Source organism: Ruegeria sp. CDSA193 (assembly GCF_059611885.1).
The window spans coordinates 19,931-44,634 of sequence record NZ_JBXWPN010000006.1; the positions used below are offsets into that span (position 1 = coordinate 19,931).

24 protein-coding genes, 1 tRNA gene and 1 pseudogene are annotated in these 24,704 nt (G+C 55.9%); 19 read left to right on the top strand and 7 right to left on the bottom strand.

Annotated elements, in window-relative coordinates; translation table 11 throughout:
• Positions 1-94 precede the first annotated feature (94 nt).
• The 9 genes from AC2FLG_RS12480 (at position 95) to AC2FLG_RS12520 (ending at position 9,705) form a co-directional block, all read left to right on the top strand.
• Positions 95-823, top strand: a complete 729-nt coding sequence (locus AC2FLG_RS12480; protein WP_281972355.1) for an SDR family NAD(P)-dependent oxidoreductase — start codon at positions 95-97, stop codon at positions 821-823.
• A 12-nt stretch (positions 824-835) separates the two neighbouring features.
• The gene (locus tag AC2FLG_RS12485; RefSeq protein WP_496702192.1) at positions 836-1,990 is read left to right on the top strand and encodes a Gfo/Idh/MocA family protein; all 1,155 of its coding nucleotides are present in this window, start codon (positions 836-838) and stop codon (positions 1,988-1,990) included.
• 10 nt (positions 1,991-2,000) lie between these two features.
• Positions 2,001-2,915, top strand: a complete 915-nt coding sequence (locus tag AC2FLG_RS12490) for a sugar phosphate isomerase/epimerase family protein (protein WP_496690820.1) — start codon at positions 2,001-2,003, stop codon at positions 2,913-2,915.
• A gap of 45 nt (positions 2,916-2,960) precedes the next feature.
• On the top strand, positions 2,961-3,998 hold the full coding sequence (locus tag AC2FLG_RS12495) for an ABC transporter substrate-binding protein (protein WP_496706429.1): 1,038 nt from the start codon (positions 2,961-2,963) through the stop codon (positions 3,996-3,998).
• 73 nt (positions 3,999-4,071) lie between these two features.
• Positions 4,072-5,556 carry a sugar ABC transporter ATP-binding protein gene (locus tag AC2FLG_RS12500; RefSeq protein ID WP_496694927.1) on the top strand — a complete coding sequence of 495 codons (1,485 nt, stop codon included), beginning with the start codon at positions 4,072-4,074 and terminating at the stop codon, positions 5,554-5,556.
• A 74-nt stretch (positions 5,557-5,630) separates the two neighbouring features.
• Positions 5,631-6,494, top strand: a complete 864-nt coding sequence (locus AC2FLG_RS12505) for an ABC transporter permease (RefSeq protein ID WP_496706430.1) — start codon at positions 5,631-5,633, stop codon at positions 6,492-6,494.
• The gene (locus tag AC2FLG_RS12510; RefSeq protein ID WP_496706432.1) at positions 6,491-7,498 is read left to right on the top strand and encodes an ABC transporter permease; all 1,008 of its coding nucleotides are present in this window, start codon (positions 6,491-6,493) and stop codon (positions 7,496-7,498) included. Before AC2FLG_RS12505 ends, AC2FLG_RS12510 begins: the two co-directional genes overlap by 4 nt.
• A gap of 12 nt (positions 7,499-7,510) precedes the next feature.
• On the top strand, positions 7,511-8,587 hold the full coding sequence (locus tag AC2FLG_RS12515) for a Gfo/Idh/MocA family protein (RefSeq protein WP_496706433.1): 1,077 nt from the start codon (positions 7,511-7,513) through the stop codon (positions 8,585-8,587).
• On the top strand, positions 8,584-9,705 hold the full coding sequence (locus tag AC2FLG_RS12520) for a Gfo/Idh/MocA family protein (protein WP_496689790.1): 1,122 nt from the start codon (positions 8,584-8,586) through the stop codon (positions 9,703-9,705). The genes AC2FLG_RS12515 and AC2FLG_RS12520 overlap by 4 nt, the downstream gene beginning before the upstream one ends.
• Here the strand turns inward: AC2FLG_RS12520 and AC2FLG_RS12525 are convergent.
• Positions 9,696-10,000 (bottom strand): annotated as a pseudogene (locus tag AC2FLG_RS12525) (transposase); the annotation flags it as partial. The gene AC2FLG_RS12520 and the pseudogene AC2FLG_RS12525 overlap by 10 nt on opposite strands.
• Positions 10,001-10,313: 313 nt before the next feature.
• Between AC2FLG_RS12525 and AC2FLG_RS12530 the strand changes: the two are divergent.
• Positions 10,314-10,748, top strand: a complete 435-nt coding sequence (locus tag AC2FLG_RS12530; protein ID WP_496706434.1) for a hypothetical protein — start codon at positions 10,314-10,316, stop codon at positions 10,746-10,748.
• Between the two features lie 260 nt (positions 10,749-11,008).
• Here AC2FLG_RS12530 and AC2FLG_RS12535 read toward each other — a convergent pair.
• Positions 11,009-11,098 (bottom strand) — tRNA-Ser (locus AC2FLG_RS12535).
• A gap of 204 nt (positions 11,099-11,302) precedes the next feature.
• On the opposite strand from AC2FLG_RS12535, the gene AC2FLG_RS12540 reads away from it, so the two are divergent.
• From AC2FLG_RS12540 to AC2FLG_RS12575, 8 genes are all read left to right on the top strand, one after another.
• Positions 11,303-12,487 (top strand): SPOR domain-containing protein, encoded by a 1,185-nt coding sequence (locus tag AC2FLG_RS12540; protein ID WP_282021414.1) that lies wholly within the window; start codon positions 11,303-11,305, stop codon positions 12,485-12,487.
• Positions 12,488-12,551: 64 nt separating this feature from the next.
• Positions 12,552-13,673 (top strand): D-alanyl-D-alanine carboxypeptidase family protein, encoded by a 1,122-nt coding sequence (locus tag AC2FLG_RS12545; RefSeq protein ID WP_281994856.1) that lies wholly within the window; start codon positions 12,552-12,554, stop codon positions 13,671-13,673.
• A complete protein-coding gene (tmk, locus tag AC2FLG_RS12550) occupies positions 13,670-14,293 on the top strand; it encodes a dTMP kinase (RefSeq protein ID WP_496706436.1) in 624 nt (207 codons plus the stop codon). The genes AC2FLG_RS12545 and tmk overlap by 4 nt, the downstream gene beginning before the upstream one ends.
• Before the next feature lie 10 nt (positions 14,294-14,303).
• Positions 14,304-15,425 (top strand): DNA polymerase III subunit delta', encoded by a 1,122-nt coding sequence (locus AC2FLG_RS12555; protein ID WP_496706437.1) that lies wholly within the window; start codon positions 14,304-14,306, stop codon positions 15,423-15,425.
• Positions 15,422-16,228, top strand: a complete 807-nt coding sequence (locus AC2FLG_RS12560) for a TatD family hydrolase (RefSeq protein ID WP_496706439.1) — start codon at positions 15,422-15,424, stop codon at positions 16,226-16,228. Before AC2FLG_RS12555 ends, AC2FLG_RS12560 begins: the two co-directional genes overlap by 4 nt.
• Positions 16,225-17,022: an MBL fold metallo-hydrolase gene (locus AC2FLG_RS12565; protein WP_271950144.1), complete on the top strand. Its 798-nt coding sequence runs from the start codon at positions 16,225-16,227 to the stop codon at positions 17,020-17,022. Before AC2FLG_RS12560 ends, AC2FLG_RS12565 begins: the two co-directional genes overlap by 4 nt.
• 62 nt (positions 17,023-17,084) lie before the next feature.
• Positions 17,085-18,017 (top strand): AEC family transporter, encoded by a 933-nt coding sequence (locus AC2FLG_RS12570; RefSeq protein ID WP_142634838.1) that lies wholly within the window; start codon positions 17,085-17,087, stop codon positions 18,015-18,017.
• Between the two features lie 69 nt (positions 18,018-18,086).
• The gene (locus AC2FLG_RS12575; protein ID WP_496706441.1) at positions 18,087-18,785 is read left to right on the top strand and encodes a CbiX/SirB N-terminal domain-containing protein; all 699 of its coding nucleotides are present in this window, start codon (positions 18,087-18,089) and stop codon (positions 18,783-18,785) included.
• 45 nt (positions 18,786-18,830) lie between these two features.
• Here AC2FLG_RS12575 and AC2FLG_RS12580 read toward each other — a convergent pair whose 3' ends face one another.
• From AC2FLG_RS12580 to AC2FLG_RS12600, 5 genes are all read right to left on the bottom strand, one after another.
• Positions 18,831-19,823 carry a diguanylate cyclase domain-containing protein gene (locus AC2FLG_RS12580; RefSeq protein ID WP_496706443.1) on the bottom strand — a complete coding sequence of 331 codons (993 nt, stop codon included), beginning with the start codon at positions 19,821-19,823 and terminating at the stop codon, positions 18,831-18,833.
• Complete coding sequence (locus tag AC2FLG_RS12585; protein WP_496706445.1) at positions 19,820-20,410, bottom strand: heme NO-binding domain-containing protein; 591 nt, start codon at positions 20,408-20,410, stop codon at positions 19,820-19,822. Before AC2FLG_RS12585 ends, AC2FLG_RS12580 begins: the two co-directional genes overlap by 4 nt.
• Positions 20,411-20,531: 121 nt before the next feature.
• Positions 20,532-22,091, bottom strand: a complete 1,560-nt coding sequence (locus tag AC2FLG_RS12590; protein ID WP_496690834.1) for a trimethylamine methyltransferase family protein — start codon at positions 22,089-22,091, stop codon at positions 20,532-20,534.
• Positions 22,092-22,209: 118 nt separating this feature from the next.
• Positions 22,210-22,905 carry an HAD family hydrolase gene (locus tag AC2FLG_RS12595; RefSeq protein ID WP_496706447.1) on the bottom strand — a complete coding sequence of 232 codons (696 nt, stop codon included), beginning with the start codon at positions 22,903-22,905 and terminating at the stop codon, positions 22,210-22,212.
• Positions 22,906-22,930: 25 nt separating this feature from the next.
• Positions 22,931-23,215, bottom strand: coding sequence for a DUF3572 domain-containing protein (locus tag AC2FLG_RS12600; protein ID WP_496690836.1), 285 nt, complete (start codon positions 23,213-23,215; stop codon positions 22,931-22,933).
• Positions 23,216-23,302: 87 nt separating this feature from the next.
• Between AC2FLG_RS12600 and AC2FLG_RS12605 the strand changes: the two genes are divergently transcribed.
• Complete coding sequence (locus tag AC2FLG_RS12605; protein WP_496691037.1) at positions 23,303-24,703, top strand: diguanylate cyclase; 1,401 nt, start codon at positions 23,303-23,305, stop codon at positions 24,701-24,703.
• The last annotated feature ends 1 nt before the right edge of the window (position 24,704 follow it).

Genomic DNA, 24,704 nt, shown 5'->3' on the forward strand with positions numbered 1-24,704 from the left:
TTTCCCATAATGTAATCGATTGCAGTAACGATTTCGCCAAACGAGGGAAACTGATGGCATCCGAATTCAAACGCAACAAAAGCCAGGTTCTTTGATGGTTTCGAAGGTCACATTCGACTTTGCCGGGGCAAAGGTCCTGGTGATCGGTGCCAGCCGAGCCGGCATTGGTGCCGCTATTGCAAGAGAATTCCAGGACTCGGGTGCCACAGTGGAGATTACCGGTGTGGAACCGCAATGCGTCGAAGAGGACGCCGCCCGGTTTGACTACATTCAACTGGATGTAACCGACACCGACGAAGTCTACAATTTCGCAAGCACACGCGACCATATTGACGTCTTGGTAAACTGTGCGGCGGTGACTCGACGCGGTGAAGAAATGGCACCTGAGTTCTTTTCCCACGTGCTGGACGTAAATCTGACCGGGTCTTTTCGCTGCGCCGAAGCGCTGCACCCTGCCCTTTCGGTCGCGAAAGGGCGCGTCATAAATGTGGCCTCCATGTATGCGCGCTTTGGTTCACCGCTCAACCCAGCCTATGGCGCGTCAAAAGCCGGCGTGGAACAACTAACAAAATCACTGGCGATTGCGTGGGCCAAAGACGGTATTCGGGTGAATGCGATCGCGCCCGGGTTCATCGTGACCGAGCAATCGGCGAAAGCCCGAAAAGACGCCAGTTTCTCAACAGCTGTAGAAGCACGCACACCCTTGGCACGCTGGGGTCACCCAGAAGATATCGCTGGAACAGCCTTGTTTCTCGCATCCGATGCGGCAGCCTTTGTGACCGGTGCCTGCGTGATCGTGGACGGAGGGTATTCGGTTGTTTGACAGGAGCGCACGATGAGTGACTTCGCAAAAATCCGCGCTGCGGTGATCGGGACCGGCTTCATAGGAACAGTGCACGTTCAGGCGCTTCGGCGTCTGGGCGTGGACGTAAGAGGTGTTCTTGGGTCATCGCCAGAGCGCGGAAGGGAACGAGCGCGGGCAATGAGCGTGGCCCGAGCTTATGACTCTCTGGAGGATCTGTTGGCGGATGAAAACATCGATATAGTGCACGTAACGACCCCTAACCACGCACACTATCCGCAAGTGAAATCGATCCTGGCTGCGGGCAAACACGTCATCTGCGAGAAACCACTTGCCATGACGTCCGTAGAAAGCGCCGAAATGGTCGACCTAGCCAAGGCTTCTGGCAAGGTTGCAGCGGTTTGTTACAACATTCGCTTTTATCCGCTGAACCAACAAGCCCACGGCATGGTAATGGCCGGGGATCTGGGTGATATCCGTTTTGTTACCGGGCACTACCATCAGGACTGGCTTGCCAAGCCCAACGACTGGAATTGGCGGTTGGAAAGCGAAATGGGTGGTGTGTTGCGTTCGGTCGGTGACATTGGAACGCACTGGGTTGACCTGACGAGCTTTGTCACCGGGTTGAAGGCGACCTCCGTCTTTGCAGAGCTGACAACCTTCCTTCCGGAACGCCAGAAACCTCTTGGCCCAATTGAGACATTTACCAGCGGAACCGGTGAAACCGAGACTGTGCGCATCGATACCGACGATGCTGCCATGATCCTTATCCGATATGAGAGCGGAGCACGGGCCGTGATGAGCACATCTCAGGTCAACATGGGGCGAAAGAACTCATTGCAATGGGACATCGCCGGAGCAAATGCCAGTGCGGCTTGGGACAGTGAAACTCCTGATCATCTGTTCATTGGGCATCGTGACGCGCCCAACCAAACCCTGATGCGTGACTTCACCTTGATGAACGGTCCGGGGATCGCAGCCGCCACCTTGCCGCCCGGGCATGTCGAAGGGTTCGCAGATTCATTCTTCAACTTTTTCCGGGCGGTCTATGCCGACGTCATCGCGGGCGGGCGGCAACAAGGCAGCACATGGGCCACATTTGAGGACGGCCACTACGAGATGCAGTTCTGCGAAGCCGTCGTCAAGTCGGCGAGTGAGAGCCGCTGGGTCGATTTGAGCGAGATTTGAGGGCGATGACATGAAACTGGGCTTACTGACTGCACCATTCGAAAACTCTCAATTGACTGAGGTGGCGGCCTGGGCCGGTTCCAATGGGTTTTCGGCGATGGAGGTCGCCTGCTGGCCATCGTCAGGTGGCGAACAACGGCGCTATGCGGGAACCAGCCACATCAACGTAGATGGCCTTTCCGCGGATCAGGGCAATGAAATTGTCGGGCAACTCGGCGATCAGGGGATCGAGATTTCGGGTCTGGGGTACTATCCCAACCCGCTCCACGCCGATGAAGAGCATCGGGTTGAAGTTATTGGACATCTTAACAAAGTAATCACCGCCGCCGGTGTTATGGGCATCAAAGTTGTCAACACATTCGTCGGCGGAGATCGCACTCTGCATCTAGACGCGAACTGGGAGCGTGCCACCGAAATTTTCGATCCGATCGTGAGGCATGCACAAAACTCTGGTGTGCGTCTGTGCTTTGAGAACTGCCCGATGATCTTCAGCTATGACGAATGGCCCGGGGGTCACAACATTGCTTACTCGCCAAGAATCTGGCGGCGGATTTTTGAAGAATGGGGCGATGCGGTTGGCATGAACTTCGATCCTTCACATCTGATCTGGCAGTTCATCGATCAGACACGGTTCATCAAGGAGTTCGGTCCTCACATGGCTCATGTCCATGCCAAAGACGTGATGGTTGATGAGGACGGGCTTTATGAGAACGGTGTGATGTCTACCGGCATGGGATGGCAAATCCCACGGCTATGCGGGCTGGGCGATGTGGACTGGTCCGGTTTCTTTTCCGGCCTGTACCGCGCCGGATACGACGGTCCGATCATTATCGAACATGAAGACAGATTGTTCGAAGGGACTGACGAAAAGGTCAAGCGGGGTTTTCTGCTGGCCCGGGATGTCCTGTCACCATTCATCAAGTGAAGAAATTATCAAATTTGAAATGACTAAAACTGGGAGGAAACTAAAATGAAGAACCTACTTTATGGTGTTGCTGCTCTTGCAGTTTCAGCGTCTCTTTCAACTGTGGCGTTGGCTGACGGGCACAAGCAATACACAATCGGAGTGTCCAACACCGTTCAAGGTAATGGTTGGCGCGAACAGATGATCTGCGCCATGCGTGCGCAAGCTCTGGTCGAAGCCGATGTGACGAACCTAATCGTTGCGCATCGCAACACCGATTCAGCCGGGCAACTGGAAGACATCAACAACCTCATTGAAGCGGGTGTAGACGCCATCGTGCTGAACCCATCCAACCCCGATGCTTTAAACTCGGCACTGGAAAAGGCGATATCTCAGGACATCGTAGTTGTTGCCGTGGATGCCGGCGTTTCGGCTGAAGGCGCCTACATTCTTTCGAACAATCAAGAAGAATACGCCTATCTTGGCGCCAAGTGGTTGTTTGAACAGCTTGGTGGCAAAGGTGACGTTGTCTATATGCGTGGCATTGCTGGGGTTTCGGCGGATACTGACCGCGACAACGGCTTTAAACGCGCGTTGGCAGAACACCCCGATATCAATGTGGTGCACGAGGTTTTCACCGGCTGGCAGCAAGACCAGGGCAAGCAACAGATCTTTGATTACCTGGCCACCGGCATCCCGTTTGACGGTGTCTGGACCAGCGGCATCGACAACGTAATCGTCGATGCGTTCACCGAATCCGGGGCACCTTTGGTGCCGATCGTCGGCGCAGACAACGCGGGCTTTGTTCAATACTTGACCGAGGTTGAGGGATTGAACGGCGCGGCCGTGACAAATCCTGGCTCAGTCGGCGGCGCAGGCATTGCTCTGGCTGTCGACATTCTTAACGGCAAGGCACCTGAGAACAAAACCGTTCTTGTAGATCCTGTGCTTTGGGAGAATGCGACGGACGCAGGCCGTGAAACGATCACAGCGGCTCAGAATCCTAACCTTGACCCAGAGTGGCCCGTATCAGTGACCGTTCCCGGCTGGACCGATTACACGATGGAACAAATCATCGACTGTAAGGGACCCGGCGAGGGCTGATCCGAATTGACTGGCCTTCCGCCTTTAGCTGGGCGGAAGGCAAATCCAACCCACTCGGCATTCAAGGACTTCCATGAGCAGCACACCACTTCTCGACGCGTCTGACGTGGCCAAAAGTTTTGGCGCCGTACGGGCGTTGACCAATGCGCACCTCACGGTTGCCGAAGGCGAGATCGTTGCCTTGATGGGCGCAAATGGCGCTGGCAAGTCCACTTTCGTCAAGATCATTACTGGTGCCCTTAAACCCGACGCTGGTCAGGTATTGATCAGAGGCAAACAAGCGTTTGTCGGAAGCCCCGCCGAGGCGCGCCGTTCCGGTTTGGTGCCGGTTTATCAAGAACCCTCACTCATTCCTGATCTCGACGTATCCGACAATCTTCGGCTGACAGACACACCTGTCGATCAGTTTCAAAACTGGGTTACAGAACTTGGCATCGAAGGCCTGAAACTATCGGCAATGATTGGCGACCTGCCACTTGCTACGCTGCGCATCCTCGATCTGGCACGCGCGCTGGCAGTTGAACCAGATGTCCTCTTGCTGGACGAAATGACCGCGGCGCTGCCGACGGATCTGGTTGAACGCGTATTGAAGACCGTAAGGCGCAAAGCAAATGACGGGATGGGTGTGATCTATGTTTCTCACCGTTTCACCGAGATTTCGGAACTGTGCGATCGGGCCACTGTGTTGCGGGATGGCATGTCTGTCGGAGATCTCGACATTGAACCCGGCGTAGAAGAACGCGTGGTCGAATTGATGCTGGGTCAGAAGATTGACATTGGAACACGTCAGATCCTTCGAGCAAATGAACCACAGGCTAAGACACCGCGCCTAGGCATTAAGTCACTGGCTTTTGAGCCCAGTTTCTCGGATGTTTCGTTCGACTTATTCCCCGGCGAGGTCCTAGGGGTGGTCGCGCTTGAGGGTCAGGGGCAGGATGAACTGTTTGAGGTTCTGGCGGGCTTTGATCGCCCGTCTTCAGGATCGATGGAAGTTGATGGAAAGCCCGTAAACTTCGCCCACCCCGCCGACGCCATTGCCGTCGGGATAACTTTCGTTCCGGGCGATCGTTCAGACGCTCTGCTGGCGCAAAGGTCAGTTAAAGAAAACATCGCTCTGCCATTTTCAGCCCGGCTCAAGAACTGGGGACCAATAAAATTGCGGCATGAGCGCGATCGGGTCGCTTATGCGGTTGAGAAACTTCAGATCGACACACGCGCGCAAGGCGAGGTGCAAAGGCTTTCAGGTGGCAACCAACAGAAAGTCACCATTGGTCGCTGGCTCGCGACAGGTGTCGAAACCCTGCTTCTATTCGATCCGACCCGTGGCATCGATGTGCGCACAAAACGCCAGATTTACCCGCTTGTCCGTGAGTTGGCAGATCAAGGAGCGGCGGTTCTATTCTATACGTCCGAGTTGGAAGAAATCCCACTTGCCTGTGACCGCGCGGTCGTAATCTTCAACGGTCGCGTGGTTGACGTGATAGATGCGGCCGACGCGGATGAACAAACACTGATGCGTGCGGCCTATGGCCTGACCGAGACGGAGGGCGCGGCGTGAGCGTGGCCATCCGAAAACACGCATGGGTCATGGGGTTAGCGATTCTTCTCATGGTCCTTTTGACCATCACAAAATTGATACAACCAACTTTCGGTGCGTCAGGACTGGAGAGTATTGCCCGCGCCGCCCTGCCCTTTGCTTTCGCAACCGCCGGTATGGCCATCGTCGTAATTGTCGGCGGTATCGACCTGTCTGTTGCGTCTATGATGGCTGTCTGTGCTGTGACTGCAGCCGTTCTGATGGAGCGCATGGCCGGTGCACCGGCCTTGTTTATCGTGTTGGGGGTCGGGTTTTTGATGGGGTTGATCAATGGTCTTTTGATCGTTGTAACGCGCGTACCCGACATCGTTGTGACACTCGCCATGCTGTTTGTGTGGGAAGGCGTCGCGCTGTTGATCCTTGAGACACCGGGCGGCGCGACTGCAGATTGGCTGGAACAGGCAATACGCGGTCACTTTCTATTCGCCGGGATGCCCAAGGCACTGCTTGTCATTGCCTTGGGCATCGCTGTTGTCTGGATGCCAATCCGGCGCTCCAAACTCGGACTATCGATCTACGCCACCGGATCAGACGAGCTTGCCGCCTTCCGCTCTGGCGTTTCAGTGGGAAGAACAAAGATAACGGCCTATGCGCTATGCGGGCTGTTTTGCGCCATGGGCGGTCTAAGCCTCGCTGCGCTGACCGGGATTGGAGAGCCGGTTCCGGGGCCATATCTTATGGCCTCGGTCGCGGCCGTAGTTCTGGGCGGTGTCGTGCTGGGCGGTGGTAAAGGCGGTCTGCTTGGGCCGATCATCGCGGTGTTCGTTTTGCGGATCATTCGAACGATCCTGACATTGCTTGCCGTCGATCCAAACGTGACCACGATTATCGAAGGCACAATTATGGTTCTCGTCGTTATGCTGGGCACGGCGGCTTCTTTAAATGGGACCCGCCGATGAGCATGAACACTACAGATCCGCCGATGGTCCGCTTTGGCCGTTATCTGCGAGACAACCCGATCATCCCGCTATTGGTTTTCCTTGTCTTGATGATCGCTGTGCTCGAAATATTGCGGCCAGGTATCGTTACCCCGGTCCGAGCAGGTCGAGATGGGTTGATCTCTACTTTTTGGGTTGGCAACCTGATCAAGTTTGCAATTCCGTTGGCGATGCTTGCGGCTTGTCAGGTGCTGACAATGCTAACCGCAGGAATTGATCTCTCGGTCGGGGTAGTTGCCACCGTGTCAGCCTTCGTTTGCGCAACACTTAGTGCGATTTGGGGCGTGACACCTGCAGTATTGATCGCGCTGTCAGCTGGCCTAGTTGTGGGCGTTGTAAATGGCATCGGTGTGGGATTGGTCCGGGTCCATCCATTGATCATGACACTGGGATCGGGGTTAATCGCCACCGGATGTCTGCAGGTCTATCAACGCCTCGTTATCAATGCTGGCACCGAAATTCCCGCCTTCCTTGCCTGGCTCGGAACCGGCCGCACCGCTGGAATGCCGAACGGCCTTTTTGTATTCATCCCGTTTGCGCTCTTTATCCTGTGGCTGATGCGCTATACAGGATTTGGTCGGCTGCTGTTCGCCTTAGGCTCCAATGAGCAGGCCGCTAAGCTGTCCGGGGTCCGAGCATGGCAGGTCTATCTGGGGCTCTACGTGCTTTCAAGTTTGATCGCTGCGCTGGCTGGCTTGCTCTATCTCGGCATGATCCGTCAAACTTCGCTGAGCCTTGCCAACCCCTTATTGTTACCCTCTGTCGCTGCGGCGGTGATTGGCGGCACATCAATCTTCGGAGGTCGTGGCAGTTTCGCAGGTGCGATTGTGGGCGCACTTATTCTGCGTGTGCTGGATACTATGCTAACATTGATGCAAATGCCGGAAGGTGCGCGCACGGCCCTGTTTGGGCTGATCATTCTTGCAGTTACCGCACTCTACGTCAGGATCACCGGCACGCGCTAAAGGGAGTTTCCAATGGCCAAATTCCGGATCGTCGGCATCAGTTTCGATCACATGCATATGGGTGACTTGCTTCGGATGGTGCACGATCACCCTGACGCTGAAATCGCCGGTATATTCGATCCTGATTGGGACAAGATGAAGGCAGCGGCAACGGCATTCAGCGTTCCCGAAGATCGGATCTTTACCGACTTCGACACATGCATGGCTGCGGGACCCTACGACATGGCAATTCTTTGTGTGGCAACGGCTCAGCATGCGGAATATACCGAACGTCTGGCCTCTTATGACCTGCATGTTTTTGTCGAAAAGCCCTTTGCCGCTTCTTCTGATGATGCGCGCCGCATGATGGCTGCAATGGATAGGACCGACAAGCAGTTGATCATCAACTGGCCATTACGATGGGTCGAAAGCCACGTCACGGCCAAACGGTTGATTGATGAGGGGATGATCGGCAACCTGCGCGAAGTGCATTTCTACGACGGAAATCGCGGCCCCCTATACCATCTGGCCGACAAGGTCGAAGTCACCCCGGACGAGGTTGAGCGTCAGAAACCGAACTCATGGTGGTATAAGCGGGCATCGGGCGGTGGGTCGCTGTTGGATTACCTTGGCTACGGCGCGACGCTTGGAACCTGGTATTTAGGGGGAAAGGAGCCGATCGAGGTGACATGCACAGTCGATGAGACACCGGGGATTGAGGTCGATCAACATGCCATTGCCGTTTGCCGTTATGAAACCGGGCTCTCAAAAATGGAAACGCGCTGGGGCACCTTCACCGACCCGTGGACAACGCAACCTCAACCAACTTGCGGATTCGTCTTTGTGGGCACAGACGGCACCATTTCATCGCCCGATTATGCCGATCACATAACGGTTCAAACCCGCACACGACCTGACCGGCACGAGATACCAGTGACTCCGCTACCGTTAGGTGAACGAAATGCGATTGAGTACGTCCTTGACTGCATATCCAGAGAAATCGCGGTCAAAGGGCCACTGGATCCAGCACTTTGCCTGACAGCGCAACGGATCGTCGATACAGCGCTCCGCTCGGCATATGAAAAACGAACACTTCGGTTACTCGCATGACCTCAGACAGTGCCAATACAGACCAGTACGCACTAAAATCTGCTCATCTGCACGAAATCGATGCGCCGGATCTGCAGTATCTTCCACCAATGCCTCGACGCTATGAACCCCGGATCGGGGTTATTGGTACGGGTGGGATTTCTGCAAGCCATCTTGATGCCTACCGAACAGCAGGCTGGGACGTCGCCGCAATCTGGAACCGTACGCGCTCAAAGGCTGAAGAGAAAGCTGCTGAATACTGCCCCTCTGCACGCATCGAAGATGACTGGGAGGCGCTTCTTGCCGATAGCGAGATCGACGTTGTCGATGTCACGCTGCACCCCGAACATCGTGTGCCAATCATCAGAGCTGCCCTGCAAGCAGGCAAACACGTGCTCAGCCAGAAGCCTTTTGTTACCGACCTCGATCTGGGTAATGACCTTGTGAAGCTGGCAGATGATCAAGGCGTTAAACTAGCGGTAAACCAGAACGGTCGTTGGGCCCCGCACCTGTCCTGGATGCGTGAGGCGGTTTCAGCCGGATTGATCGGTGATGTTCTGTCGGCCCATATCTCAATTCACTGGGATCACAGCTGGACTGCAGGTACCCCGTTTGACGAAATCGACCAGCTGATACTTTACGACTTTGGAATTCACTGGTTCGACTTTCTTGCGTCTCTTGTCGGAGATAGAGCAGAAAGCGTCTTTGCAGCTGCTACATCTGCACGCGGCCAGGCCAACAAAGTGCCTCTGATGTCGCAGGCTCTGGTTCGTTTGGACCAAGGCCAAGCAAGCCTGGTTTTTGACGGGGGCGTTCCCTTTGGGCCTCGCGATACAACATACGTTGCAGGTACGACCGGTAGCCTGACATCAGTTGGACCGGATCTGTCGACGCAATCTGTGACACTTGAGACAGCGCATGGCATTGCGCGGCCTGCACTCGAAGGACAATGGTTCAACGACGGGTTTCGTGGCGCCATGGGGGAGCTTCTTTGTTCAATTGAAGACGACCGAGAGCCCTCAACATCTGCAAGAACCAACCTAAAATCATTGGCCATCGTTCTCGCCGCGGTTGCTTCGTCTAAACGCAAAAGGGAGGTCGAGATAGGAAGCATTAGGCTCAGGACACATAGCGAATAGATGACCAAAGCGGCGAGAGCGATTTCTGAGAGGAAGACTTTGAGACACCTGTCGAACCGCGTCGCCAGTCCTTCAATCTGCCAAACATGATCTCAATCCGATTGCGACGTTTGTAGCGGCACTTGTCGTATCGGACAGTTGTCTTGCGCTGTTTGCGGCCTGGGATGCACGCGCGTATCCCTTTGTCTTTCAACGCTTCTCTGAACCAATCGGCATCATATCCGCGCTCACCCAGCTACCATTCGACATTTGGCGGGCTGCTGATCAATGCCCTCGCGCTAATGTAGTTGCTGACCTATCCGGCAGTGACAGACAGATCCCAGGGGCTTCATTCGCCATTGTGCTTGAACCAATAGCGCAAAGGGGCTCATCTGTCACAAACCGCATGCAACTATGTGTTCATGCCGCCCTTGGTGCGCCCGATCAGACATGTGCACCGCTCATTTGAGCGCGATGATTCACGCAGCCAAACGGAAATCAATGGGCCTAAATTGTTGTTGTCGCGTGATGTCTTCCACTGAAGCAGAATATACTCCAGCATAGTCCGCGCAGTCTCCAGACCGGTTGCTGAGCAAAAGATTGGTGATGTCCTCAGCCGCGTTCTGAGCATGAGCTTGAACGGAAGTAAACCCTGTAAGAAGCGCGCTGAATGTCAAAACACTCACTCGCATGGTTCGATCTCCTTAGGGTTTTCAGAAATCCAAAAAAATGTTGCTCGATGGGAGTTGATGTCAGTCATCCTATCCTCAAAACGCGACGCGGTCCCCTCCATTCAAGTCCAAGATTTCTCTCGCTTCATCGGGAGTTGCGACCTGACTGCCTTTCTCTCACCGAAGATTCAGGCCACGATTCTCGACAGCACCCAGCCGCCCGAACTCACACTCAAGCGTCTGGTCAGCGTTACCCACGCAATTGATTGGGCCGAACAGGAATGTCGTTCGACTTTTGACACCTCAAGAACCGGCCTCCCAGATACAGGGTTCGCCCTCCTTGATCTGTGGGAACAATTCCCTGCTCCACCTTTTTGGGAATTTGCAGCATAGACCTCTGAAAAACATACATTTCTGAGAGGAGAAACTCTGGGTTCCAGACCCATCTCACGAAAATTCCCTGTAAATTGCCGGGTATCAGGGAAATCCCTCCCAAAGCGACCCCGCCAAAATGCGCCACTGAGACTGAGGCCTGAATTGCGTTCTGAGTGTACGGTTTGCTCCGTCTCTGATTGAAAGCGCATGCGCCAACTCGCGGGAATTGCGGCGCAATTCCGGATCAGAAAACACAACTGAAGTGAGACAGGTATGAGTGGCGGGGAGACAGGGATTCGAACCCTGGGGACGCTCTCACGCCCAACGGTTTTCAAGACCGCCGCATTCGACCACTCTGCCACCTCCCCGCGTGGGGCCGGGTCTAAGGCTATCTTTAAACGGTGGCAAGACCAAATAGGGAAATCTTGCCGAAGCCTGTGCAGCAGACTTTCCATGGCCGAACGTGCAGGCTATGCTTTGCGTGAAAGACCGTGACAGGCTGGCAGTTCAGAACCAGCGATCGGCGGCGGGGTACGATGAAAGAGGCCCCTTACAGGCAAGGGATTGCAAATATGGATCGAGCGACCACGACACGCGCAAAACCGCGGGCACTGGCGGTTCTGGTAATAACAGTTGCGGCTCTGTCAGGGTGCGACGAGGCCCTGACATCGGGTGGAACATCCACCGAGCAGGCGGACGAAAGCGTGCAGGACGACGGCAAATTAGAGCTGTTTCCCAAAACGACAGGGAACGCGCGTGATGATGTTGAAGCTCCTGATGTCTTCAAGGTCACCGAAGCCGGTTTGTGGGATGGGCGCCCCTCGTTGGGCGGAATCTGGGTCGCGCACCCGGACGTTACACAGCCTGAACGTGTTCGGATAACGAATACAAAGAACAACAAATCCGTAACCGGCGCACTTTTCCGCCGCGAACGCAACCTGCCGGGCCCTGCGCTGCAACTGTCTTCGACTGCCGCCGCGAAACTGGGTATCCTCGCAGGCGCACCGACTCGGGTTGAAGTTGTTGCCCTGCGGCGCAAGCCTGCCGAGAAAGTAGAAGAAAAAGCTCCTGAGCCCGAAGAGGTCGCTGAACCCGAAGAGACCCCAACGGCTGAGGCGGTTGAACCTCAGGACAAGAAAACCGATAGCCAGACCACAGCAGATGTGTCCGAAGACGTTGATAAACCAGCCAAGCGTAAATGGTGGCAAAAGAAGGCTCCAGTTGCTGCAGCTGGTGCTGCGACAGCTTCAGCCGTGGCTGAAACCGCAGAAAAGACCGATGAGGTGGCAACAGAGATTATCGAGGCGGCGCCTGAGCCAGCACCAACCGCAAATCTGACCGATCCCACTGTCACGCCGCCAACCGAGGCTGCACCGAAGCGGAAATGGTGGCAAAAGAAGCCTGCCGACGAAATCACCGAAACACCTCTGGACCCGATTGAGGGCGCTGCAGCGGCCATCGAAGAGGCCGCCCCTACCCCGGCAGCAACCGCAGCCAGCACTGAGGCAACCTCCGTTTCATCGCTTTCAAAACCGTTTATTCAGGTGGGCACCTTCACAGTTGAAGAAAATGCCGAAGGTGCTGCCGAGAAAATTCGGCGAAACGGGTTGCCTGCGAAAGTTCAAAAACTCGAAGCCAATGGCAAAACTGTTTGGAGGGTGATCGTTGGTCCTGCTTTGACGCGGGCGGAACGAAACGCAATGCAAAGCGACGTCAAAGATCTGGGCTTTTCTGACGCCTATACCGTGAAGAATTAAGCAAAAGGAGGTCCCCCTCGTGCTGTCCTCATTTCGATCATCTGTACTGACCCTCGGTTTGGCTATGTTTGCCCTGCCCGCACAAGCTTTCGATACGCAAGCCCGTGCTGCCTATGTCATGGACCAAACGACAGGAACCGTTCTTTTGTCCAAAGACGCAGACCAGCCGTTGCCGCCCGCGTCCATGTCCAAACTCATGACCCTGTTTGTAGCATTCGAAGCGCTGCGGGACGGTCGCCTGGAACTGAATGAGGAACTTCCGGTTTCCGAACATGCGACCAGCTATAAGGGCTCAAGTATGTTCCTGAACACGCAGGACCGTGTCCGGGTCGAAGACCTGCTGCGCGGGATCATAGTCCTGTCAGGAAATGACGCATGTGTTGTTATCGCCGAAGCCCTTAGCCCGGACGGAACCGAAGCTGGGTTTGCCCGGTTCATGACCCAACGCGCGCAACAGCTGGGCATGAATAATTCGAACTTTGCGAATTCGAACGGATGGCCAGCCGCAGGCCACATGATGTCTGTGCATGACCTCGCCATTCTGGCCGACCATCTGATTAGCGACTTTCCCGAATATTACCCTCTGTTCGCCGAGGAAGAGTTCGAATTCGACAACCGGGTGCCGTCAAATTCGCGTAACCGGAATCCCTTACTGAAACTTGGGATTGGTGCGGATGGGCTAAAGACTGGCCACACGCAAGAAGCGGGCTATGGCCTTGTAGGATCGGCCCAACAGGGCGATCGCAGGGTCATATTCGTTTTGTCGGGGCTCGACAGCGTCGCCCGCCGCGCAGAGGAGGCTGAGGCCGTCGTTAACTGGTCGTTTCGCAATTTTGTCGAGAGGCAGCTTGCCGAAGCAGAAAAACCGATAGGACAAGCCGATATCTGGATGGGCACTTCGAAAACGGTTGATCTTGTCCCGCAAGAGGATTTGACACTGCTGCTGCCTGTTCTCGGGGATAAGAATGTTGAGGCAGAAATCGTCTATGACGGTCCGCTTGAGGCCCCCATCGCCAAAGGACAGGAAATCGCTGAGCTTGTCATCAAACCCGATGGCCTGCCCGAGATCCGTAGACCCCTGGTTGCAGCGGAAAGCGTCGAAAAGGGCGGTTTCTTCGTGCGGATTATGACAGTTGGCGGCATTGTTGCGAAAGATGTCATCGGTAACCCGTTGGGCGCGATGTGACGGCGGGCGGGTTGTTTCTAACCTTCGAAGGCATTGACGGATCGGGCAAATCCTCGCAAGCGCGTATGCTGGCCGAGCATTTGCGCGGGCTCGGGCATGATGTCGTTCTGACGCGTGAACCTGGCGGCTCTGACGGGGCCGAGGAAATCCGCAGACTGGTTCTTGAAGGCGATCCCGATCGCTGGTCCGCCGAGACGGAAATCCTGTTGTTCACCGCTGCGCGCCGTGACCATCTGGAACGCACCATCGAACCCGCTCTGGCGGCGGGCAAGATCGTGATCTGTGACCGGTTTGCCGATAGCACCCGCATGTATCAGGGCCTGTCGCGCGGCGACTTGCGGGGATTGGTCGATCAGTTGCATAGGCTGATGATCAAACGTGAACCGGACCTGACCGTGTTGATCGACATGGACCCTGAAACCGGCCTGTCTCGGGCCAAGGGGCGACAGGGCACCGAAGAACGGTTCGAGGATTTCGGCATTCACCTACAACAGAAGATGCGGGCCGGTTTTCTGGCATTGGCAGATGAGTTCTCCGACCGGTTTCGCGTGATCGATGGCAATAGGGACATGGACAGCGTTGCCCGCGATGTGACAGATATCGTCATGCAAGCCTTGTGACGGACGATTGATGAACAACGACATCCCGATCCCGGATCAGGCACCCGGTGCCCTTCATCCGCGCGAAACGCCACATCTGTTTGGGCAGGCAGAGGCCGAGCAGGCCTTTCTTAGCGCTTATGCTTCAGATCGCCTGCACCATGGCTGGCTGCTGACCGGCCCCCGAGGTGTGGGCAAGGCGACGCTGGCCTGGCGGATCGCGCGGTTTCTGTTGGCTACCCCGGCTGTCGAAGAGGACGGGCTGTTTGGCGCGCCACCTCCCCCTGAAACGCTTGAGATTCCACCAGATCACCCGGTTGTTCATCGAATTCTGGCTGGTGCCGAGCCTGGCCTGGCCGCCATCAAACGATCCGTGAACGATCAGGGCAGGTTGCGAAATGAAATCGTTGTGGACGACATTCGCAAACTTGGGAAGTTCTTCGGCCTGTCCTCGGCCGATGGGGGCCGCCGTGTCGTCATCGTAGATTCTGCGGATGAAATGAACATCAGCGCCGCCAACGCATTGCTGAAAATGCTCGAAGAACCGCCTGCGCGGACAACGCTGCTGTTGATATCGCATCAACCGTCCCGCCTTTTGCCCACGATCCGATCCCGGTGCCGTACCTTGCGCCTTTCGCCGCTGAACGCGGAAGATATGAACGCCGCACTGACCCAGACCGGGGTTGAGCTGACTGGAAACCCCGATCATCTGGCCGCTCTGGCCAGCGGGTCCGTTGGGGACGCCGTCCGCCTGATAAATCTGAGCGGCCTCGAAATATATGCCGAGCTCATCGCGATCCTGGGCACCCTGCCCCGGCTGGACAGACAACGCGCTCTGGCTCTGGCCGAGGCTGCCGCACAGCGCGGAGCAGCCGAACGGTTCGAGTTGCTGTTGACGCTGATCGACATTGCCTTGTCACGTCTTGCTGTGACCGGTGCGACTGGTGCTCCTCCATCGCCAGAGGCCGCGCCAAACGAAGGTGATATCCTGTCCCGTTTGTCCAGATCGCCGGAGCAGGCACGCCTTTGGGCGGAAACCGCAGCCCAGATCACCGCCCGCGCCCGCCACGGGCAGGCGGTGAACCTTGACCCTGCCGCTCTGGTCCTAGATACGGTGTTCAAGATACAGGAAACCGCCGGTCAGAACAGATGAGCGATACCCCCCAAATCACCGACAGCCATTGCCATCTGGACTTCCCCGATTTTGAAGGACAGTTGGACCTGATCGTCGCAAATGCGGCCGAATCCGGTGTGACCCGGATGGTGACGATCTGCACCAGGTTGAGGAACGAACCCACTGTGCGCGCCATAGCTGAGGCTCACGCGCCGGTATTCTACGCGGCAGGCACGCACCCGATGAGTGCAGCCGATGAACCGATGGCAACTGTGGACGAGCTGGTGGCACTGTCACAGCACCCCAAGTTTGTTGGTATCGGTGAAACCGGGCTGGATTATCACTATACCGCCGACAGTGCGCAGGTTCAGCAGCAATCCCTGCGCGTTCATATCGAGGCCGCTCAGCGTACCGGACTGCCTTTGATTATTCATGCGCGCGCGGCGGACGAAGACATGGCCCGCATTCTGGCCGAAGAATACAGCAATGCCCCCTATTCATGTGTGATGCATTGTTTTTCGTCTTCGGCCGAGCTGGCACAGTCCGCCCTGGATCTTGGGTTTTACCTGTCCATGTCGGGCATCGCCGCTTTTCCCAAAAGCCAGGAATTGCGCGATATTTTCGCAAATGCGCCAGTAGACCGCATCCTGGTTGAAACCGATGCACCTTATCTGGCGCCGCCCCCGTTTCGCGGCAAACGGAATGAACCGGCCTATACCGCCCACACCGCCCGCAAAGGCGCGGAGGTCTTTGGCATGGGCTATGCCGATTTCGCGGCGCAGACGCAGGCCAATTTCGAAAGACTTTTCACCAAGGTCGCCTCTTACAAGGCGGCGGCATGACCACGCTGCGCTGCACCATTTTGGGCTGCGGCTCGTCAGGTGGAGTGCCACGTCTTGGCGGTCACTGGGGCGACTGCGACCCCGAAAACCCCAGGAACATCCGCCGCCGCTGCTCGATGCTGGTCGAACGTGACGGGCCCGAAGGCACCACCTCGGTTCTGATCGACACAACCCCGGATATGCGCAGCCAGCTGCTGGACACCGGCACCGGGCGGTTGGACGGGGTGGTCTATACCCATTCCCATGCCGACCACGTCCACGGCATTGACGACTTGCGCATGATTGTCTTCAACATGCGCGAACGGGTGCCGGTCTGGGCTGATGGCGACACCCAGAATGATCTTTTGGGCCGATTTGGCTATGCCTTCATCCAACCTGAAAACTCACCCTACCCGCCGATCCTCAACCTCAAGACAATCGACGGCCCGTTCGAGATCACTGGCCCGGGAGGCCCTATCCCATTTCACCCCTTTAAGGTGAACCACGGTTCAATCGACGCGCTTGGTTTCAAAATGGGCAATCTGGCCTACCTGCCGGACGTGGCAGAGATATATGACGATGCCTGGACCACATTAGAGGGACTGGACTGTCTGGTGATCGACGCGCTGCGCCGGTCCCCGCACCCGACCCATGCGCATCTGGAAAAGACCCTTGGCTGGATCGACCTGTTGCAACCAAAAACCGCGGTTCTGACCAACATGCATATCGATCTTGACTATGCCACGGTCGACGCAGAAACCGCAGACAACATCACCCCTGCTTATGACGGCATGGTGATACATCAGGCTCTGTAGGGCCCTGGCCGAGATCATACAGATATCCTTTCCCGCGCGAATAACTGTTGCGGAACGCTGACATGCTGCAAAATCTCATTGAAGTCATCCTTCCAGTTTTTCTTGTTATTGGAGCCGGTTACGTCTCCACTCTTCTTGGATACTTCAAGGAAAACCACATTGATGGCCTGATGAAGTTCACTCAGGGTTTTGCAATCCCCTGCCTTCTGTTTCTTGCGATTTCACATCTCGACCTCAGTGTCAGTTTTGATCCCAAGCTGTTGATCAGCTTTTACTCTGCTGCTGCGCTTTGCTTTTGTGCCGGCCTGTTCGGCGCGCGACTGATCTTCAACCGCGAATGGGAAGATTGCGTCGCAATCGGTTTTTGCTGCCTGTTCTCCAATTCCGTCCTGCTGGGATTGCCGATTACTGAACGGGCTTATGGCCCTGAAAGCCTTACGGGCAATTATGCCGTCATCGCCTTTCACTCGCCGTTTTGTTACGGCCTAGGCATCACGGTAATGGAGGTGATCCGGAACCGGGGTCACGGAGGATCGCGAATGGTTCGCTCGGTCCTGACCGCGATGTTTCGCAACGCTCTGATTGTCGGGATCTCACTGGGTTTCATCGTAAATCTGTCCGGGCTCGGCGTGCCAGCCGTTGTGGATGATGCCCTTGGCCTGGTGACCCGCGCGGCCCTTCCCGGCGCACTATTCGCGCTTGGGGGCGTTCTGGTTAAATACAGACCCGAAGGTGACCTAAGGGCGATCGCCTTTGTCTGCGGCGTTTCTCTGCTGCTGCACCCGAGCCTTTTCTGGCTTTTCGGATCCACCCTTGGACTGCCACAGGATCTATTCCGGTCCGGAGTGATGACAGCCGCCATGGCCCCTGGTTTCAACGCCTATATCTTTGCAAACATCTATGGCCGCGCCAAACGGGTTGCTGCATCCTCTGTTCTGTTGGGGACGGCAGTATCTATCCTGAGCGTCTGGTTTTGGCTGACCCTATTGGGCTGACGGTGCGGCAGGCGGATTGACTTTTACACGACGCGGCGCACCTATCGCTAAAGTGGACAGGACAGATTTATGACACACGCCCTTATCGTTACCCATGGCCAACCTTCTGACCCAGAACCAGCCGAAGCGGCCTTGGCGGCTTATGCGGCCGATGTAAATGCCCTGTGTGCCGGTGTTTCGGTTCATTCTGCAACGCTGGCAGCCCCTGGGGCGCTTGACAGCGCACTGGACAAGATTCCCGGCGACGCCGTCATCTATCCCCTGTTCATGGCCAAAGGGTGGTTTGTCACAGATGTGCTGCCGAAGCGTATTGGTGACCGCCGAAACCCTATTCTGGATCCTTTGGGCGCGGACCCGGAATTGCCCCAGTTGGTCGCGCAAACTCTTGAGGGAACGCTGCAAGACAAAGGCTGGCGGTCACAAGAAACGGACCTTGTGATCGCTGCGCATGGATCGGGCCGCAGCAGAAACCCTTCCGCCGTTGCAACGGCATTCGGCGACGCTTTGTTGCAGCTGATACCACTTGGATCCCTGCGCCTTGGGTTTGTCGAAGAGGCCCCTTCGATTTCTGTGGCCGCCGCAGGAACCGGCGCCCAAACCCTGTGTCTGCCATTTTTTGCCTGCACGGGTGGCCATGTTCTTGAGGATGTGCCGCAAGAATTAAGCAAGGCCAAGTTCAAGGGACAGGTTTTACCGGTTGTGGGTGAACTGCCACTGGTGCAGCAACACATAGCGTCCGTTCTCAAAGCTTTTTCTTCATCGAAGTAGAGTCGTCTGACCACATACACTTTGCCGGTTCCTTTAGGGGGAAACCTATCTGTGTGAGTGATCCACAAGCTGCGAATATAGACAGTGGCGAGACCGGCCATTTCGCTTGGCCGCATACAGGGCAAGGTCTGCCGCATGCAAAATCTCAGCCGGTTTAAGCGATGGAAACTGGGTCGAAAGCGCCGTGCCTATACTGGCTGAAACCTGGCACGACACGTTGTCGAACATCATCGGTTCCCGCAGCCGTTCGATCAGCCTGCTGGCGATTGCAGAGAGAACACCCTCGTCCGTCAATCCTTTGTATATAATTACAAATTCGTCCCCGCCGACACGCGCCACTGTATCGTCTCCGCGGGTTTCCTCACCCATGATCCGCGCCGCCTGTTGCAACACATAGTCGCCTGCGGCATGCCCGAATTGGTCATTGACCGATTTGAAAAAATCAAGATCCAGATGCATCAGCGCGAATGGAGATTTGGACGAGATCATGTGATCCAATAGAACATCCATCGCCCGGCGATTTTTCAGCCCCGTCAGTGTATCTGTAAATGCCTTTTGCTCGGCGGCAAGCATCGCCCCTTGAAGGCGCAGGTTCAGAGATCTGGACGCCTCCATCGCTGCCGATTTCGCCTCGACCAGATACAATAATTCGATCGCCAGATCAGTGCCCGAGAAATCCGCACTGGTCAGGGCATAGTCCCGGACCGCATCCAAAATCGATATTCCGAAAGACAGATTGATGACCGCCCCCTTACCTTCGGGCAGCGGAGCGATAAGGCCCTTCAATGCTGTGCGCGGGGCGTCATGGAACCTGAGCTGTAACTTGGTGCCGGCCTCGGACATCAAGCCTGAAACCGTGGTAACCGCCCTAGGGCGAAGCAGCTCAAAGATATCCAGAAAGCTTTGACCTTCCATCGGCTTTTCAGGGCGCAGCTTTTGCAAGGTTGATCCGACGCGGGTCACTTTCCCATCCTCGTTCACCAGCAAAAACATCGGGCACAGGGTTTGCAAAAGCTCTGCCAGATTATTCGCGTTCATCTTGCTTTTCGCGCCCCTAAATCAAAATGCCGACCTTCTGAAAAAGCGCTTTCTACCAGAACGATTGAGATAAACTCGATCTCATCCTGCTGGCCCTCATGCGATAGCATGGCCAGAGCCCCGTAATCATCAGCGATCGCGCGCAATACACCAACCATGACGCTTGAAAAGCCAGGCAGGCCTGGATGGCAGGACAGTCTGTATTCCGTCGGTGAAAGCTCGTGCAATTCAAGTGCCGGAAGATTTAGATCCGATACGGCCAATCTGACCCGGTCAGACAGATCATCAAGCGAATGGAGAAATTCCAGATAGCTGACACCGCCAAATCGCAACAGACGGCGCAGGTCTTCCATGTTGGGATGAGACACAAGGTACGTTCCCAAGTCTTCAAGAACGTCACTGCGTGAACGTTTCAGGACCGTGCATACCTCATCCAATACCTGCTCGGTAATATCATCGTCGTAAACAAGCATGGCCTCGAACTCGGCAAAGCCCAGTTCGGCTGAATCCATCACGCGCATCCAGCACGGCTGCCCGTAGGTCACCGCAACAAAGGATTGAATCGCCCGGTTGATCAGACCATGCATGAGAGACCTCAAATTGGTTTCTCACGCAGTGTGCTCTGAAATTTGTTAACAAACACCCAACACGCGGGCGTCACCACATAGAATTCACGCAAGTATCGAAGTGGAAGTGACTGAGATTACGCTAGAAATCTGTCGGCGCTCCGCCTTCGGTTTTGCGTCGTGCGACAAAGTCGGCAAGCTCTTCTCGGATGCCCTCATCCATTGCCGGAGCTTCAAAGCTGGTGATGATTTCCTTGAACATGTGATGCGCGCGCTCAGCGGTCCAGACGCCTCCTGCGACTTCCCAACCCTCATAGTTCTTCCAGTCACTCAGAAACGGCTGATAAAACGCTGTGGTATAGCGATCCTGAGTGTGCTGAATGCCAAAGAAATGCCCGTCATTGCCGACTGACCGGATCGCATCCAGAGCAATCTCGTCAGGGCCGGTTGCCGTCAATTCCGGCTGCATATACCGCTGAATTTGCTGCAATATCTCGCAATCCATAATGAACTTTTCAGGGCTTGCGATCAGGCCACCCTCAAGCCAACCTGCAGCGTGATAGACCATGTTGGTGCCCGATTGCACCGCCGCCCATAATGAGTTCGAGGTCTCCCACACAGATTGGCCATCCGGAACGTTTGCCGCGCAGACACCCGAAGACCGCAGGGGCAAGTCATAAAATCGGGCCATCTGGCCGGTCATCTGTGTCGCCCGCATGTATTCCGGCGTTCCAAAAGCCGGAGCACCAGATTTCATATCCACATTCGAGGTGAACGTACCGATGACACAAGGAATCCCTGGTCGCACATATTGGAACAATGCAATCGCGCACAGCGCCTCAGCCAGGGATTGCGCTACTGCACCGGCCATTGTGACGGGGGCCATCGCCCCGGCCAAGGTGAACGGCGTCACAACAATCGCCTGCCCGCGCCGCGCCAACCTCAGGCAACCGTCGATCATGGGCTGATCGTGCTTCAACGGCGAGGTCGAGTTGATGTTGGTATACATCCTCGGCTTGGCTTCGAATTCTTCATGGCTCAGACCCCCTGCGATCCGCACCATTTCCATGACGTCTTCGACGCGTTCCTTGCCCAGCGAATAGGCATGCATCGCCTTATCGGTCAGAGTCAGCTTGTCGTAGAGAACATCCAGATGCCGGACGCTGGCATGTATATCCACTGGCTCGACCGGGTATCCACCGGCAAAATGGATACAGTTGAAATACTGCGTCAACTTCAACAGGTTCCGGCACATCTCGCGATTTCCCGGTACCTTGGTGCCAATCTCCATATCCCAGTAGTTCGGCGGGGACGACACATTTCCGAACAGCAGGTTTTTGCCCCCGATCTCGATTGCGCGGTCGGGATTACGCGGTGTGATGGTAAAGGTGGATGGGGCTTTACGCACCATTTCCATGACAAAGTCCCGGCCCATTCGAACGTTGTCGCCGTTGATCGTACATCCGGCCTCACGCAGGATTCCGATTGCCTCTTCGTTGTAGAACTCGATCCCGATCTCTTCGAGAATCCGCATTGCGCCCTCGTGGATCGCCGCGACGCCAATCTCGTCCAACGGTTCGGTTGGTTTGTCGGTGTTGATCGGAGGGCTCCACGGCATCTGATCAATAACCGCTGCGCCCCGTCTCTCGGCGGCACCGGCCCGTCCTCCGCTGCGACCTCTGCGTGCTTTCTTGTCGGCCATTGGACACTCCTCGGAACTTGGCTTTCTAGAAGCAAGCCCCGAACGCGTACTGTTGGCCGCTCTGTCTGCGACAGGCTATGTCGGTTTCGACGTCTGAACCGCCGAATTCACAGCCCGATCACGCATTTTCGTACAACCAAGCAGGTATATGTCCGATGTTTGGCAAGACGACATCGGCCATCGCTTCGAGCGTTTCTGCACGCGCCAGACCCGTCAGAACCCCGATCGTCTTCATACCTGCTGCCCGTCCGGCCTGCAGATCATGCAGGCTGTCGCCCACCATTGCTATGTTTTCTGGGTTTACCCCCACATGCTGTGCAAAGGCGAAGAGTTGACCCGGGCCTGGCTTGAATCCGTGCCCACTGTCATAACCGGCGACAAAATCGAAATGTTCGCGGATCCCTGCAGACGAAAGATGTTCGGATGCGGGCATCTCTCCGTCATTGGTCGCAACACCCAGTTTCAGCCCAGCCTCGCGCAGCCCATCAAGGAACGGGATAAGCGGAACGGCCTGGGCTTGCGGAGATGAGGCCGACTCGGCATTCAACAGATCCACCAACTCTTCGCGCGGCATTTCCGGGAGGTGCGGCTCTAGAACCTCGGCGATTTCTTCGACGGTGCCCGCAATGACAACACTGTCCTCAGAATAGGCAACCTGTTCGAGGTCAAAGCCGATCACCTGCCCAAGCTCGGCCGCACGGGCATGATCTCCGTTCGTCACTCGCAGTAAAAAATTGCGCCCAAACGTGCCCCAGGTTTCCGCGAAATCAAACAGGGTACCGTCTTTGTCGAACAGGATGGCTTGGATTGGCATTGTGAAACTCCTGCCCGGTAGGCTTTCAGGTCCAATGAACTTCCGCGCCACCAGACAACAAGGCGCGGGCCTGGCCCGGCTGATCATACGGCACAGAATTGACGTCACAAAACTCGACTACCCACGAATCGTCAAGCATTAGAAAATCCAGAACTGAGCCCAGAAACTCCGGCTCTGCTGCCCTGTCTTTGATGTCCTGTACCGAAGCCCCCGTCGAACCCAGAAATACAGGCAGCAGGTCATCATTGCCCACAAGCCAGGTAAGGGCATTCAGCGCCAGCGTTTCGGCGGATTGAGCGGAAATTGGCATAAAGAAGCCCCTGATCTGATATTGGAAAGGGTTTGTTAACCAGAGTCATAAACACTTTAGCAACGCATGCAATCAACGGTGACTGATATGTCGGTGCAAGGAACGATCCTTGTCCTGGACGGGACCTCAACCAATCGAATTATGCTGAAGGTACAGCTTACTGCGGCCTGGTATCACGTCGCACAGGGGGAAAATCTGCGGGGTCTTGATGGGCTGCTGAAACGTGTGCGCCCCGATTTGATCTTAACCGCGCAGTCATTGCCGGATGGAACGGCGGCTGATGTCAAGAAAGTGGTAATGGCCGACCCGGATCTGGCGGATATTCCCATTGTCGCTATCGCGCCGCAAAACGACAAATCCGCAAGGTTGAGGGCATTGTCAGATGGGTTGGACGATGTATTGGCGCACCCGTTCAAGGACACGTTGTTGCTAGCTCGGGTTCGCAGCTTGTTACGGGCACGCGCCGATACGCAGGAATTGCAAGACAATAGCGGATCGCCATGTTTGGGATTTGCCGAAGCGACAAGCACCTTTGCCACGCCACCCAAAGCTGCGCGCGCCGCCCTACTGACGCAATCCGCTAAAACCGGGGCGCTTTGGCAGAAGGCGCTGTCCGAACATACGCATCACAGTTTGTCAATTCACACGATATCGAACCTTCACCGCCTGCTTTCCGGCCCCATCCCGGACGCGGTTATTGTCGAAATTGATGGCGAATCTTCAGGCCTGAGTGTTCTGGCGGATTTGAAATCGCGCGGGGCAACACGGCACACAGTGCTGATCGGCATCTTGAGAAAGGATGACGCGTCTCTGGCTGCCGAAGCGCTGGATCGCGGCGCGGATGCCATCTGTATGGCGGGGTTCTGCCCCCGTGAAACTCTGTTGCGGCTTGATAACCAGCTTGCCCGCAAAAGCCGAATTGACCAGATGCGGGATTCTTTGCGGCGTGGCATCGCGGAATCCTGGGTGGATCCACTGACCGGCCTGCATAACCGCCGCTATGCAATGCGAGCATTGAAGCAAATCGCCCGGCAGTCTGCGCAGACCGGGCGCGGTTTTACCGTGATGGTGGCCGATCTGGACCATTTCAAATCAATCAACGACAAGTTTGGCCATGCCGGAGGCGATCAGGTCTTGATCGAAACAGCCAAGCGCATGCGCAATTCCATTGATTCTGACGGCTTTGTGGCCCGGATCGGGGGCGAAGAATTCTTGATCGGTCTGCCTGAAACTACAGGGCGGCGGGCATTGGGGATCGCACGAACCGTCTGCAACGACATCTGCCAGTGTCCATTCGACCTATCCGAGGCCGCCGAACCAATCGCAGTGACAATCAGCATCGGCCTCATTACAGCTGATGACAACACGTTTCGCCAGGGCATCCCACCCGCACCATTGGACAACATGATAAAATCTGCGGATACGGCCCTGTATGCTGCGAAAAAGGCGGGACGCAATCAGGTCATGGTCCAGAATCACGCAGCCTGAT